This is a genomic window from Paenibacillus sp. FSL H8-0168 (assembly GCF_038592955.1).
GTDB lineage: Bacteria > Bacillota > Bacilli > Paenibacillales > Paenibacillaceae > Paenibacillus > Paenibacillus polymyxa_B.
The window spans coordinates 4,236,781-4,251,330 of the sequence record NZ_CP151948.1 but is presented as its reverse complement, the minus strand read 5'-3'; the positions used below and the strand labels follow the sequence as shown (position 1 = coordinate 4,251,330).

The 14,550-nt window shown below is 47.3% G+C and carries 12 protein-coding genes; all 12 read left to right on the top strand.

Annotated features, from left to right (window positions below; genetic code table 11):
* Positions 1-9: 9 nt before the first annotated feature.
* The 12 genes from MHI21_RS18740 (at position 10) to MHI21_RS18685 (ending at position 14,547) form a co-directional block, all read left to right on the top strand.
* Positions 10-1,887 (top strand): serine/threonine protein phosphatase, encoded by a 1,878-nt coding sequence (locus MHI21_RS18740; protein WP_342418726.1) that lies wholly within the window; start codon positions 10-12, stop codon positions 1,885-1,887.
* 47 nt (positions 1,888-1,934) lie between these two features.
* Positions 1,935-3,254: a normocyte-binding protein gene (locus tag MHI21_RS18735; RefSeq protein WP_342418725.1), complete on the top strand. Its 1,320-nt coding sequence runs from the start codon at positions 1,935-1,937 to the stop codon at positions 3,252-3,254.
* Positions 3,251-3,940, top strand: a complete 690-nt coding sequence (locus MHI21_RS18730) for an iron-dependent peroxidase (protein ID WP_103049362.1) — start codon at positions 3,251-3,253, stop codon at positions 3,938-3,940. Before MHI21_RS18735 ends, MHI21_RS18730 begins: the two co-directional genes overlap by 4 nt.
* A gap of 31 nt (positions 3,941-3,971) precedes the next feature.
* A complete protein-coding gene (locus MHI21_RS18725; protein WP_342418724.1) occupies positions 3,972-6,623 on the top strand; it encodes a molecular chaperone in 2,652 nt (883 codons plus the stop codon).
* A gap of 63 nt (positions 6,624-6,686) precedes the next feature.
* On the top strand, positions 6,687-7,199 hold the full coding sequence (locus MHI21_RS18720; RefSeq protein ID WP_342418723.1) for an RDD family protein: 513 nt from the start codon (positions 6,687-6,689) through the stop codon (positions 7,197-7,199).
* Positions 7,200-7,430: 231 nt separating this feature from the next.
* On the top strand, positions 7,431-8,207 hold the full coding sequence (locus MHI21_RS18715) for a DNA and RNA helicase (RefSeq protein WP_342418722.1): 777 nt from the start codon (positions 7,431-7,433) through the stop codon (positions 8,205-8,207).
* Between the two features lie 25 nt (positions 8,208-8,232).
* Positions 8,233-8,832: a hypothetical protein gene (locus tag MHI21_RS18710; RefSeq protein ID WP_341163423.1), complete on the top strand. Its 600-nt coding sequence runs from the start codon at positions 8,233-8,235 to the stop codon at positions 8,830-8,832.
* A complete protein-coding gene (locus MHI21_RS18705; RefSeq protein WP_342418721.1) occupies positions 8,829-10,241 on the top strand; it encodes a phage tail protein in 1,413 nt (470 codons plus the stop codon). Before MHI21_RS18710 ends, MHI21_RS18705 begins: the two co-directional genes overlap by 4 nt.
* Positions 10,238-10,885, top strand: a complete 648-nt coding sequence (locus tag MHI21_RS18700) for a hypothetical protein (protein ID WP_342418720.1) — start codon at positions 10,238-10,240, stop codon at positions 10,883-10,885. The genes MHI21_RS18705 and MHI21_RS18700 overlap by 4 nt, the downstream gene beginning before the upstream one ends.
* Positions 10,867-11,391, top strand: coding sequence for a hypothetical protein (locus MHI21_RS18695; RefSeq protein ID WP_342418719.1), 525 nt, complete (start codon positions 10,867-10,869; stop codon positions 11,389-11,391). Before MHI21_RS18700 ends, MHI21_RS18695 begins: the two co-directional genes overlap by 19 nt.
* A 15-nt stretch (positions 11,392-11,406) precedes the next feature.
* Complete coding sequence (locus MHI21_RS18690) at positions 11,407-11,799, top strand: DUF4280 domain-containing protein (protein WP_165178670.1); 393 nt, start codon at positions 11,407-11,409, stop codon at positions 11,797-11,799.
* Between the two features lie 21 nt (positions 11,800-11,820).
* Positions 11,821-14,547: a hypothetical protein gene (locus MHI21_RS18685; protein ID WP_342418718.1), complete on the top strand. Its 2,727-nt coding sequence runs from the start codon at positions 11,821-11,823 to the stop codon at positions 14,545-14,547.
* Positions 14,548-14,550: the final 3 nt, after the last annotated feature.

Sequence of the window (14,550 nt, the reverse complement as noted above, 5' to 3'; positions counted from 1 at the left end):
GGGGTAGCGATGCGCAAGGACAACAGCGATTTTAGTACCGCCTTTGTGTCGGAAGCGGGCTCTTACATAGACAACCGGGACTATTTTGCATTCATGGAGACGGACGACATGGCCTGTTATGTCCTCGCAGACGGTCTGGATTCGGATCAGGAGCTGCGCAGCGCAGAAATGGTTGTCAAAACGGTGCTGGAAAACTTCATGGAGAAGCCCTCGATGTCCAAACGGCGCTTGATGAGAGATCTGCGTGAAGCGCAGGAATGGCTGCAATTTGAAAGCCGTCGTGTTCGGCTTAAAGCCAGTCTGCTGATGGTAGTGACCAACTATAACAAAATGGTGTATGTTTCGTGCGGTAATGTGCGGCTCTATCATTTTCGTAATGGAAGGCTTAATTTTCGCAGTAAGGATCATAGTCTGGCTCAGTCATTGGCAGATGATGGACGCATTCCAGACGAAGCGACCAGCACACATGAGGAACGAGGTAATCTGCTGGAATACTTGGGAAATCCGAATGGAGTTCATGCCCATTACGCCAAAAAGACGCAGCTTGCAGATGGAGATGTAATCCTGCTTGCCACCTCAGGGATGTGGGAGGACGTTGAGCTGGCGGAAATGCTGGGGGCGCTGGAGGAAGCGAAGGACCCGGTCATGCTGACGGACACCTTGGAAGAGGTTCTGCTAAGCAAACAGCACCGGACGGTGAATAATTACACGGCTGCGGCCATTTATGTAAATAAAGTTTTTCAGGAAAAGCCTAAAAACCGCCGCAAGTTGATCAAACGGATTTTGCTTGCGTTGCTTGTTTTTATTGTTGTGGGCGGGGGAGCATGGATTACGCTGGCTCGTATGGCTGCGAATAAGGCAGCTGCACTGGAAACGATGATCGAATCAGCCCAAGCCGCAGACGATTATGCAAGGACAGGAGATTATGCGAAGGCGCTCAAGTCCTACAGCGAAGCGAAAAACGCGGCGGTTAAAATTAACGATAAGATTCATAAGCGACTGTATACAGCCGAGCAGAAACTATCTCAATTGCTGGTGGACGGAGACGGCTACGTGGAAAAGGCGGACTTTACCAAAGCTGAAGCCAGCTACGAGAAAGCACGGAAAAGCGCCGGGCTATATCCACCATTTAATGTGAAGGATATTGAGCATAAAATCGATCAATTGGACAGCTATGCCGAGACAGCGAGCTGGATGAAGGACGGAGATTTAAAATTTCAGGGCGGCGATTACACGAATGCGCTTAAGCTATACAAGAAAGCAAACAAGGCTGCGATGGAATCCGGTTATACGTCCGCGCAAAAAGAACTGGAGAAGAAAATTACCGAGGCCAACGATAAATTGACAGCTATTCAGCAGCAGCTCAAGGAGATTCAAGCTGGAAAACTTCAGGCCAAAGGGGATCGGATGATGAAGGATCTCGATTATGAAGGGGCCATTGATGCCTATAGCGGGGCACAGGAAATTTATCAGGAGATTGATAAGCTCGAAAGTGTTCTGGCATTGGAGCGGAACATTGCCAAGGCGGAGGAAAAGCAGAGCGCGGAACAGCAGAAAAATGGTCAGCTTCCTGCTGGATTGGGATTGTCTGACGGAGCGTTGAACGACACGGACGCAGGGGACACAGCGGGTGGAGCTTCATCTTCCACTGCTGCAACCCCTGCTGCAGAATCGCAAACGAAGGCTGCGCCAACGGCTTCAGCGGGAACTACACCCGCGAAGAAGGAAGCCACTTCGGCTGCAAAGAGCATGGGTACAGGCGATGGAACTGCCCCTTCGGCCAAGGTGGATACCAACAAAGAGCAAGGAACTGCTGATTCCGCTTCTAAAGCAGCAGGGGCGTCTGATTCAGAGAATCAAGATCGGGCTGCTGCGAACGGAAGTTAAGTTTTTCATGTTCAATGAATGCTGGAGCCGGAAAGGAGTGAAACGTCGTGAAAGAGCTGGTACAGGACCGTTTGAGCAAGATGGACGATTTAGAGCAGAGACGTTTACTGAAAAATATGATGGCGGGGGTATTTATGAACCTCGTCGAATATCAGGAAGAAATGACCCGCCAGCTAGAACGGCGGGTATTTGAGGAAATTGAGAATACAGAAGAAAAGATTGATGTGTACGTGTCATTGACATCGCGTGAGGACTATGACCCGATTCATGAATTTTTATATCCTGTGTTACCGTCTGATACGGAGGAAAAGCAGATGGACATCAGCCGTGTGGCAGAGGTGGTACGCGAAGGCGGTGCGATGCCGTTGTTTACGCTTTTTCTTGAGATGGAGACCGAACGAATCTCAGCGTTAGTGCGCAGCAAGCGAATTTTCTCGGGAATGTTGGTCACGGAAACTGGCAATTATCCGATTCGTTTTCGTCTGGAGCATAACCGTTCTTATATTTTGGAGATTGAACAGTTATATCACACGTTTATGCAAAATGGCATGCCGTGGAAAACAATTAATCACCCGTACGCTTATAAGTTTGTGGACTGTGTATTGATTGGTGGAGACGGCGAGCCGGCTGCCCACGAAGAAATTCATGAAATTACAATTTCATTGGAGGAATTCGACGTTTTTAAGAAGGGCGACGTTTTTCCGCTTTGGAACATTGAAAGGCTATCTCTAAAGAACAGCGGTTTTCCTATACCCGCTACGGATCGTGTGAATTATGAGCATGTGCTGCCTTTGCGAAAAACAGGTCCTGAGCATGGTTATTTGATTGACGGGACTGAAGGCGATATCCGGTATATCAAGCGTACAGAAGAGGAACTGACGATTGTTACACCACGTGATAAGTCTGGCGAATGGAATGTGTTGAAGGTTACGAAGCCTGTTACAACGAGACTTAGTCGTCAGACTTATCCGTTATTGTCCAATCGGCGACAGGACAGCTTTTTGGGCCGCTATGCAGGAAAACAGGCCGTGATCGTCCGTGCCAAGGCGGAAATCATGCGCATCGTAAACTCGTTTGAAGCAGCGCAGGGGCTGGAGCTGGAACGTGTGGAAATCTGGGGAGGTGCAGGGAGAAATGATGTAAGCAACCTTTTAACCAAAACCCAGACGTATCCGTTAAATCCGTTTGTCAGCGATAACGTACGGACAGAGGAAGGCAAGCAGATCATGCGTTTGGGGTTCAGACGTGGTTCAGACGATGTTTTGCCCACCGCGCCTGCTTATATTTTATCCGATTTAATGAGCTTTCTGGTATCGGAAGTGCAGATGTATTTTCCAGAGTACAAGTGTGAAGGAGAATGGGTGTGAATTACGTCTGGGATTTGCTCATGCGAGCGAGAGAACAGGGGCTGGATGTAGATAAATTCCGCTTCGTACCCGCTGTCAGCTACTCTCCGTATATGGAGCTTAGTCTGGCAGAGTTGAATACTTCCCATTTGGAGCAGGTAGTGGAAATCAATCCGTACTACCGCTTTTATTCTATTTTTCGGGATCTATTTCCACCGGATGCTGAAGAGTATCTGGAGCTGAGAGAATCGCTATTTGATATTATGATGCATTTTCTGGCGGAAATGGACTTGTATCAAGGGATGAATCGGCGGGAGTACCATATCCAGTTTGTTCGGCGTGATATTGCAGAGGGCATTTTTGGCCCGAAGGTAAAGGAAGGCTTTGGACAATTAAACCGTGAGGATCAGGACGCGATTGCTGAAGGACTGCTGCGCCTGTATGAGACGGGAGAAGCCGTACATCTGCTAAAAGAAACGATGCGGCGCGTCTTTCATCGCTCAATCATTTACACCAATTGTGAGGAAAAAGACGAATTACTCATCTATATCGGCCAAGAGGAGACGCCATTGTCACGGATTAAAGTGGATTTGATTTTGGATTTGTTTCTTCCGGCACGTTTTACGACGGAATTGTATTGGACAAGTCATTTCGGCATTTTAGAGGAAGATCCTACGATGAAAATAGACGCTATCGCCCTCTATTAAGGCTAAATGGCTAAGAAAGGACATGTGAACGATGAACGGACCCTATACATACAGGTTGCTAGACCTGCTCACCGATCGAAAAAGCATACGCTTCACGGCGAAATACACGCGGGCGGAATTGGAGCAAATGACGACCTTTCAGTTACGCGGGATATGCGATAAGGAACGACTGGTCGAGGGATTTGCCAATCGCCTGGCACGTGAAGAATTGATTCGCGTGATTTTGCGATTTCGGAGTGCGGAGGAGCATCTACTCATCACAAGGCCGAACCCTGTCGGTTTTGAACGCATGGAATCGGCACTACAGCGAAACTGGAACGACCGTCGGCAGGAGAGCAGCGGTATCCGGGTTCCCGCCAAAATCACACTGTATCAGGGTGTACGCACAGGTCGCATGGACAACTACCGGATTGAATCCGATTTGCCTTGGCTGAGCTCATCTAATGTGCTGCTGGTGAATGCGACAGGAGAACTGTGCGGTGTTTTGAATTTGGTGAAGGATGAGGGACGAACAGGCGTATATTATCTTTCTCGTCATCGTGATGCTGAACTGCGAGAGACGTCTAATCATAGTTATAGCCTATTATTTCTGCGAAGACAGGAATCAGAATATTTTTATAACCTCTACTATGGAGATAAGCCAATGCTGCCGCTGAAGCTTCAAGGTCACCGGGTTCCGGTGGCAGAGTTGATCATTCGGGGTACGGAAACAACAGATGCGGTACTTGCGATTGATTTTGGCACCTCGAACACCACAGCAGGTGCTTATTTGGATAGTTCCTACGTTACGGCCCCTGATACAGGTATGAGCAGCACGGTAAGGCTGAACGCCATCAATTATGTGTCATTCCCCGGCCCAGAAGGGGCAGAAGGCGACTGGATCGAAGTATTGCCGACTGTTATTCGCGTCGCAGACTGCTCCAATCCAGAACATATCCTTTATGTATTTGGGGAGGATGCACTACGTGGATCTGACGTGGCAGGCAGCCGTGCGACAGTATTGCGAGGGATCAAGCGGTGGGTCAACGATTATAAGCGAATCGAGGAATTAATGGATTCCGAGGGGAATACAGCAACCGCTTCCCGCAGTGATATTTTAGCTGCTTTTATCCGTTATGTGATTGCCACAGCCGAGCAGCAATTTAAGTGTCGGTTTCGCAACCTGCACTTTTCTGCTCCCGTAAAGCTGCAGCCCCAGTTTATAGAGATGTTTAGTGATATTTTGCCGGATTACCAGATTGAAGCGGAGGATGCGCTGGACGAAGGGCTGGCTGTGCTGTACAACACGCTGGCAGACCAGATGGAACGAGGGACTTTTGCGGACGGTGAGGAGTATCAGGCACTTGTCATTGATTGTGGAGGAGGCACGACAGATTTGTCTTCCTGCCGATTCCGAATTGAGGACGGACGTATTGCTTACAAGCTGGATATTCACACAACGTATGAAAATGGGGATACCAATTTTGGTGGAAACAATCTGACGTATCGGATTATGCAGTTTATGAAAATTGTATTTGCAGGTTATTATGCTGCCGAGACTCGTTTGCCTGACACCGATATTGATGCCCTGATCGGCATTCCTTCGGGAGATTTGTACCGTCATGTGGATGAGTTTGGCGTAGATGCTGTATATGCGGGACTGGAGGAACGCTACCGAGAGGCAGAGGCCATCTTGCCTACCGAGTTCAAACAGTATGAGCATGCTACACGGGATGAATATCAGCGGGTACTGAGTAATTTTCATCTGTTATGGAGCGCGGCAGAAAATATGAAAAAGGAATTTTTTCTACGTACGGGGATCTTGCGCAGTCGCTTCGAATCTGAGCAGGTATTATCTGCTGAAAGCGACCTGAACATTGCAGTGATGGACCGTTGGCTGGTATCAGTCATTGAGAACGGACGGTTTCGTGATGAATATGGTTTGCCTGATGTAGTGTTTAACATTCGGGAAATACAGCAGCTTCTTAAGGCAGACATCTACAATATTGTGCGCAAGTTTTTGGATGAATTTTATCTGGAGGGGCGCTTGCAGAATTATTCGATTATCAAGCTAACCGGGCAGTCCTGCCGGATTGACGTATTTCGCGAAGCACTCAAGGAATTTGTACCAGGGCGCAGTATTGAGTTCCGTCAAAAGGCAGAGGACCTCAGCCGGGTACCTGAGTTGAAAATGGCCTGTCTGCGCGGGGCTATCCGTTACCTGAACGCTAAAAAAATGGGCACGATTGAGCCTGTCATTACCAATCATATTCCGGCCATTCCGTACACGGTCAGCGCATGGACACATACGGGACGCGAGAAGGAGCTGATTGCGAGTTTGGAAAGCAACCGGGTACGCGGTTCTATTTCCCGGCCGTCTCATGCGGCTGAGGTGGAGTTCTTCCTGACGGCCGACGGTGGCAAGCTGCGTCAGCGCCATGTGTATCGTAGTCGGCCAGAAGCTTTTGAACCCATGCCGTATGAGGAAATTGCCGTGCTGTACGGGCGGGATATCCCGCAGGATGATACGGACTCCATTCGTAATGGGGAAACGAAATATTTTGTTTTTGTCGGGGATAGCCGCTGGGGCTTTTATGTAGTCCCGATTACCCGCCGAGATGAATTGCTGCATCTGGGACCCAAACGCTTTTTTGCTTTCGAAAATGATCTCTCCGAGCTGGATTTCTTTGACGGCACGAAATAGTAAATTAAGGATTTCACAAAATGCTGAAATCAGAAAAGTACACAACACATTGGAGGGGATAACGTGCTGTATGCAGGTTTTTGGAAGCGAACTTTGGCTTATATCATTGATAGCCTTATTTTAGGATTTGTATTTATGATTATTGGATTGATCTGGGGTGTAATTCAGCTTTTTGGGAACTGGGCGCCATCTCCGGCAGAAACCTCTATGCTGACAGACGGGTCGACTGCTATTTTCACCATGCAATTATTGGGGCAAACTCTGATGAATTTGGGGGCTTCATGGCTGTATTTTGCGATCATGGAATCGTCCAAATGCAGAGCTACGGTGGGCAAGCTGGCTCTTGGTATCGTTGTAGTAGATGAATTTAACCAAAAGCTGAGCTTTGGACGTGCGAGTGCCCGCTACTGGAGTAAAATTTTATCGAGTATCATTTTGTGGATCGGTTTTATCATGGCAGCCTTTACGGCTAGAAAACAGGCCCTCCACGATCTAATCGCTCGTACCTATGTTGTGGACAAACGCGAGCTGGACTATATCCTTCGTGAGCAAGCTCAACGCGGAGCCGGGATGTAAAGGTGGATAAATAGATTTTAAGATCATAATGAACCGTAGTCTTCAAACAGGGGGAGCAAGATGGATATACGCAGATTTTTAGAAAAGAATTTTCGCCTATTTACTGGACTACTTGGAGTAAGCAAAGCTCAACCCATCGATGATACAGTTCCTGTTCCACCTCCTGCGCCCGGTGTGAATCGGCTATCAGTTCCCCTAAATAAAGAAGAATAGAGAAAGGAGGGGAGCACCATGTTAACGCATATCGTTCCGAAGTTTGAGAAGGGCCGTATTCTAAAAACCGAGATGCTGGAGAACCTGCGAGACTACCCGCGCAGTTTTCTGGATATCCGGTATCAGGATTTTTCGGATGGCATTATCACCGGAATGAACGTAACTGTCGGGGAGAACACGCTGACCGTTGGTAGAGGCATCGTGAAGCACAAGGATAGACTATACCTGCTGGAGCAGGAGCAGGAAGTGCCGTATGCGGCTACAGGCCGACTATCGGTGTTGAAGTTGCTCTTTTTGGAACAAACAGATCGCCCGGATTTCACAGCCCATCATGCAGATATCGTGCTGGAGGATGAGGCAGAGATTGGTCTGGATAAGATGGAGCTGGGCCGATTCAAGCTCAAAGATGGAGCCGTGCTTCGCTCGGATTATCAGGATTTTGCCGACATGGCAACCGAATTCAATACATGGAGTGATATCCATGCTCCTTTTGCGGGTTTGAAGCAGAGTACATTGCGGCCAGAGACGATGCGCTACTTCGCATCCGAGCTGCTTAAAAGTGGTGCCACAGATCCGATGGATTGTATGTTTGCGCTCATATGCCTGAACTCAGAAGCCGTAGACAGAGATTCCATTCAGCATTACATTGCAAACCGAAATGGTGCGGAATACAGAGATTATTCTCATGCTCAGTTGCATAGACAGCTAGTTCTTATTCTAGAAGGCGCCGGACGTGGAAAACGAACAGCAGGCCGTTGGCAGGGCGGCGGAGCCGGACGGATGATTGTGGATTAGAAAATCAGGTAGAGGAGTGTGCATTATGAAATATGAGGATGAAAAGATTTTGGATCAGCTCCGCGAGATGGAGAAGCTGAAGAGGCCTAACAATATTTTAGCAGGACCCATAATCATTGACGGTCAAACCTATGTGTTTGAAGAGCGATCTTTCTTTAAAGATCGGCTGAAAATGCATGTCCCCTCTATCTTTAGTCCAATGCCCAAGCATTTGCAAAAGATTAAATATCCTCATGAGCAACGTCCAGAAATGATTTTGACGAATGATTTGGGCAGTGTGGATGTTACCCTGAATCGGGTGGACCAGACGCTACAAGATGAATGGGTGGAACAGCTCACTTCTGGCATGAAGGCAATGATGAAAAATATGAATCCTGCCCATGTATTTTATGAAGAAAAAATAGAAGAGGTACATGGTAAGCAGATTGGCTATTTTGACTTTAAAAGTCCTGCACTGGACCAGCCCATCTACCACAATATGTTCTACTTTGAGCTGGAAGGAAAGACGGTCATGGGAACATTTTGTTGTCCGTATAAGCAGTATGCTGAATGGCGGGATGTCGCCCTGCAGATGATTCGTACCATTCAAACGGTTGACGAGGCAGAAAAGGAGGGATATGAATGAGTAACCCCATTTACACCACAGCAGATGTTCAGGTGGCCCCTTATCAGTTTCAGCGTGTATTAAGTATCCATCTCATTAAACAGTTAAACGAACATGTGAGCTTCTGCATACGTGGAATTGTTTCGGAGGACAAGCTGGATCAATACGTAGAAAAAGCAGATGAAGATGAGCGCATCGAAGTCTTCTTAAAAAGTGAAGGCAAGGAGATCCGGTTTTTTCAGGGAATCGTTACGAATATTGCTGTAAAAGCTGTAAACGGAGTACGCGAGCTTACGATTGAGGCTAGCAGTGAAACCTTAATGATGGACATTCGCCCCAAACGTCGTTCATTCCAAAAAACAGAGGATTCATATAACAATCTATTTTCGCATGTTACAAGTTCATATACTGATGCAGAAGTGATTGATGAGGCTTCTCATGGCGCAGCTATCGGTGAATTATTAGTGCAATACAATGAAACAGACTGGGCTTTTGTCAAAAGAATTGCTTCTCGGCTACATGCTGCTTTAATTCCAATTACGATGCAACAAGGACTGAAATATGTGATTGGTGTCCCCCATTCTAGTGCCCCTCAACCGCTGAACGAACATAACTATTCCATAAAAAAAGACTTGAAGGAGCACAAGCTCATGTCCCGTAACGGACTGCCGGAATATGGCGAGTCTAACAGCTTGAGCTATGAAGTGACCAGCAACAAAGTGCTAGAGCTCGGTAGCTCCGTCATTTTTCATAAAAGAACGCTTTACATAACTAGGGCGGAGACGACCACAGAAGGAAATCTGATCGTGAATCGTTACATTTTACGGGATGCACATGGGTTAAAATGCCCAACCGTCTATGCCTATGATCTGTCAGGAGCCTCTCTGTTTGGCAAGGTGATTGATATTTCCAAAGAAAAAGTGAAAATCAAGCTGGAAATTGATCAAGGCTCGACTGCATCCGGGGCTATGTGGTTTCCCTATTCTACGGTTTATTCTTCTCCTGATGGCAGCGGCTGGTATGTTATGCCGGAAGCAGGGGATCAAATTCGTCTGTACTTTCCGGATGAACGGGAGCAGAATGCTTTTGCCGCCAGTTCTGTCGATCTTGCCTCCTCTGATCCCGTTAAAAGAAGTGATCCTGCGGTAAAAAGTATCAGCACCAAGTACGGCAAACAAGTCGTTTTCAAGCCTGGTGCAGTAGAAATTATCAACAGTGGGCAAATGCTCATGCGTCTCACGGATGAAGGCGGGATCGAAATTAACAGTAACAAAAAAATAACCCTGTCTGCTCAGGAAGATATCCAAATTACAGGGGGAGCGAAAATTATTATGGAGGGGAAAGAAGGCGTAAGTTTTATTCAATCCGGAGCCAAACTCGACATCATGGACGATGTGAGATTAACCGGGGGTAAGGTGAACATTGAATGAAGCTCATGGATCGGGATGCTGCGTTGCAGGATTTGCTGGAAAAGCACGTATTTACGGAATGGATACATGATTTGGCTCTTATTGAAAACAACTTTCTGACGCGCCAGCAAGCCATTGAAGACGAGCTTATAGCAGCTTTAGAGTCGCTATGCCAGCTCGCTACCCTTCAGCACGAGCAAGGTCGTAAGGGGGATATTCGATATATTTATATCTCCTTGCTCAGAACTCGTGTTATGAAAAATAAAGCGGTTTATCGTATAGATGCCTATGATGAGAATTGGTTTCTGGATAAGGCTGAATGCGCTGTGGAATGGTCGGCAAACTTTGTTTTCGAGCCTCTGTTCAATCGCATGGCTAAGCTGGAAAAGCTCAAGTCCGATTATGCCCGTAAGATTACCACGATGGATATTGAGCAAATTCAACAAATTGAAGCGGTTAAATACCATCTGCTCACCGTTGAGTTTCTGAAAAGTCAGATGCCCGCCTTCGTTGCTTCCCCTTCACTAGAAAGGTTGCCGAAAGCTGACATATGCACGATATTTGCCGGAGAGTATCGAGATGATAGCGAAATATTGTGCCGTTTTACGCATAGTGAGGGAGCCGAGACACGAGAGGGGGAATCTTCATGGATTATTTTCTCTTAAAGCAGGATGTGCGGTATACCAATGTTCCTAGGCTACAAAAGGTGATGGAAACGATTGATCCGTGGAAGCTGTATGATTTGCAGCCGGAGGATATTGTCAAGCCATTGATGTTTCACGTGAAGGCAGATGCAGAAAGTATTTTTATTGATTATCTAGAAGGTCCCATTCCTCTTATTTCAGATGCTTTAAAGCGTCTTGTCCAGGCCTATGTGCCGGAGATGCCTATGAAATTAACGATACTTACTCAGATCGAACAGAGGATACAGAAGTATTACTATATTCCTTTTATGGAGCGGCTTGCAGCAGTACATCCAGAAAGCGAATGGAATTTGGATCAAAGTGTGCTTCGAAAGCTGGTATTACGTGCAGATGCTATTCGGGGCCACAAGATATTTAGAATCCAGGAGAGTGCTACCTCGATGATCATTGTCCGTTTAGACGTGGCGGAAAGTATATTGCGGCGTGATTATACCGGGATCGCTTTGGAACAAGTCCAGGTGAAATAGGGAGGGAAATGGAACATGTCAGATAATGAGTATTATGTCGTACGGGGGGCCTGTATGCGTTGCACTTGCGGGACGCATCCTCGAAAGATCAATTTGCCGAACAGCCACGGGGCTTTTGTTAATGGTAAACCCATGATGAATGAAGGAGATTATTCTCCTGAAAATGTCCCTCATTTTGGAATTTGTAACAGTCCGGAACAGCCGAGTGCCGAGACTATATATCTGATCGCTGAAGATGGCTCCACAATCTCAGGGAAGCCATGCCTGCCGATGCTGACGGATAAGTGGAAAAACACAAAAGAACCGACAAAGGTGGAAGGCCAGCCAGCCTTGACGACCTCTTCATTTCAGACTTGTTTATATCATGGATTTATCGAATTTCATACGAATGGCCAGCAGGAGGAGTAGCTGGAATGGAGGTTTGAAAACATGATAGGATATGATCAGATTCGAATAGATTCCCCTTACCCCATTCAGGTCTTAAAGGATGTTCAGATCGAGTGGAAGCCGGGGGAGCATGGGCGTATTACACTCACAGGCATTTGTAAGGAGTCGAGTCATGCCACGGCTGCGCTAGATGCGACCTCAGAGGATCAGCTACATGTGTATGCGCAGAATGGACAAGAGGAAATCAGCATATTTAAGGGTGTCGTCCATACGGTGGAAGTTGAGAACCATAATGGAGTATATACACTTACCCTGGAAGGAATCAGTGGCTCATTTGAGCTGGATATTGTTAAAAGAAAGCGGTCTTTTCCTGAGGAAAAACAAACATATAAACAGTTAGTGAATAAGCTTGCTCAAGGCTATGAGCGAAGTGATGTCTTGTTCCAGACCGGAGAGCAGTCGGTAGGCGAAGCCATTTTACAATATGATGAAACCGACTGGGAGCTTATGAAACGGATGGCGAGCCGTTTACATACAGTGGTGGTCAGCGACATATGGGAGTCCGCAGCGCCGAAGCTGTATTTCGGCATGCCAGCTGGCACCCAGCGAACGATTCGGAAGGATATGCCTTATACGGCAAGTAAAGATTTAAAGGGCTATCAGCGGGCAGGCGGAACGTCAGCCGGGCTACATGATACCGACTTTTTCAAATACGAGATCGAAAGCGGAGAACGGTATGCTCTTGGAGACGAGGTGCAATTTCGCCAGAAAACGATGATTGTAACTGAATTGCGAAGCCGCATGGAAAAGGGGCATTTGCTATTCAGTTATGTGTTGGCCCGCGCGGAGGGCATTCGCAGCGATTTCATCCCCAATCCCAAAACAATCGGAATTTCTCTGGAAGGAGAGGTTCTGGCGGTACGGGGAGAGGAAGTGAAGCTGCGGCTGGCGATTGATAAGGATGACGGGGTATCTGAGCCGCATTGGTACCCGTTCGCTCCCCCAACGGGAAGTGCGATGTACAGTATGCCGAAGGTGGGAACACAGGCAAGCCTGTATTTTCCAGATGCGTCTGGTTCCAGAGCAATGATTTTGGGTGCGGTTCGTACAAATGGAGACGGTTGCGCGAAAACGAGTAATCCCAATGATCGATATTTTGGTACGGAGCATGGAAGTGAGCTGAAAATGGCACCGGGTCGCATCCATATCATGGGTGATCCGGGTGGGACATTGCAGATGAGTCTGGACGATGCTACTGGGATTGAAATAACTAGTCCCAAGAAGCTATCGTTAGAAGCAGAGCAGGAAATCATTCTGAATACGCCGAAGAAAATCATTATTGACGGAACTAGTCAAGTCATGGCGTATCAGTCGGGAGGAAGCACGGGGCTTTCGGTAGAAAACGAATACCACGTGTTGGGAGGAAACGTCTGGGCGGACGGTAGCGACCGAACTGCATACCCGCCGTTTGATGATGAACCGAAGGAAGGCGAGCCACCTCCACCGCCGCCACCCCCTGAACCGTTTAACTGGGGCAAGCTGGGGATGAATATTTTGGGCGGTTTGGCGGTTGTGGCAGCTGTAGCCGTGGTGGCGGCCGTTACGGTAGCGACGCTTGGAGCGGGTACGGTGGTCATTGCGGCGGTAGCCGGAGGAGCACTGCTTGCAGGCGGCTTGGGCGTAGCGAGTTTGGCGGCATCGGATATCGCCCGAGGAGAAGTGAGCGACTTTAGTGACTATGCCCTGACCGGTTTAAAAGAAGCGGGGATCGGGGCAGTGTCTGGAGCGATCTTTGGTCCACTCGGTGTAGGAGGAACGTTGCTAAGAAAAGCAGCGATCGGCGGTGTAACAAATGCCGCGGAAAATTTGGCGAGTCAGGTGCTAAGTGGTGAAAAGATCAACTGGGGTTCAGTAGCAAAAGACGCAGGACTGGGCTTTGTCACCGTGGGCGTACTGGATTCCAAAGTAGGCAAGGCCATCGGCGGATTCGCGGAAAAGGTAAGCAGTAAAGTTACACCGCAATGGATTAGCAAAGGTGTAGATGCAGTCGGGGCAGGCTTTGGTAAAGCTGTAACCAAACTGGAGCAGACCGGCAGTAAACTGGGTCAGAAGTTCAATGAGCAACTAAGTAAAATGGCAGACGGCCTCAGCCCAGGTAAGTTGTCCACAGCCAATGGAGCGCCAGTTCCGCACGTTAATAAGATGGACAGCGGACCACTTCCACAGACGGATGTGCAGAAGAATTACAACAAGGTCATGAAAGAAATGGAAGAGAGCGCGGCGAAAAAGGTTGAGGGGCCAGTAGGAAGTAAAGAAAAAGTAACTGTTAAGAAGTATGGTGAATGGAAATATGATAAATCAGGGAAGCAAAAGCATCACCTTAATCAAGATGCTGCATTTAAAAAAGATGGAAATGGAAAACAGGTAATCCCGTCAGATGAAGGATATACTATAGAATTAGAGGGCAACGCATTTAAGGATGTTGGTTCACCACATTTTATGGCACATAAAACTATGGAAGAATTTTTTAATAGATATAGAAAAGGGGATAAAAAAGGTTTAATCCCTACAAATGCTGAATATAACGTAGCATTATATAAATCGTTGAGAAAGGCAGGATTAACTAAAGAACAAACGTTAGATGTGGTTGAGAAAGCCAGGAACCAACGATTAAAATATGGTTTGCAAGATGATGATCCAATACCAAAAATACCAGGTCAAATAAATTCTATATATAAATATTTGTTTCAAAAAATAAAATTAAAATAAGGG

What these genes read in the sequence shown, in the direction of transcription:
- MHI21_RS18685 (WP_342418718.1), top strand. Translation starts at nt 11,821, where the DNA reads ATGATAGGATATGATCAGATTCGAATAGATTCCCCTTACCCCATTCAG.
- MHI21_RS18700 (WP_342418720.1), top strand. Translation starts at nt 10,238, where the DNA reads ATGAAGCTCATGGATCGGGATGCTGCGTTGCAGGATTTGCTGGAAAAG.
- MHI21_RS18715 (WP_342418722.1), top strand. Translation starts at nt 7,431, where the DNA reads ATGTTAACGCATATCGTTCCGAAGTTTGAGAAGGGCCGTATTCTAAAA.
- MHI21_RS18695 (WP_342418719.1), top strand. Translation starts at nt 10,867, where the DNA reads ATGGATTATTTTCTCTTAAAGCAGGATGTGCGGTATACCAATGTTCCT.
- MHI21_RS18690 (WP_165178670.1), top strand. Translation starts at nt 11,407, where the DNA reads ATGTCAGATAATGAGTATTATGTCGTACGGGGGGCCTGTATGCGTTGC.
- MHI21_RS18710 (WP_341163423.1), top strand. Translation starts at nt 8,233, where the DNA reads ATGAAATATGAGGATGAAAAGATTTTGGATCAGCTCCGCGAGATGGAG.
- MHI21_RS18740 (WP_342418726.1), top strand. Translation starts at nt 10, where the DNA reads ATGCGCAAGGACAACAGCGATTTTAGTACCGCCTTTGTGTCGGAAGCG.
- MHI21_RS18725 (WP_342418724.1), top strand. Translation starts at nt 3,972, where the DNA reads ATGAACGGACCCTATACATACAGGTTGCTAGACCTGCTCACCGATCGA.
- MHI21_RS18705 (WP_342418721.1), top strand. Translation starts at nt 8,829, where the DNA reads ATGAGTAACCCCATTTACACCACAGCAGATGTTCAGGTGGCCCCTTAT.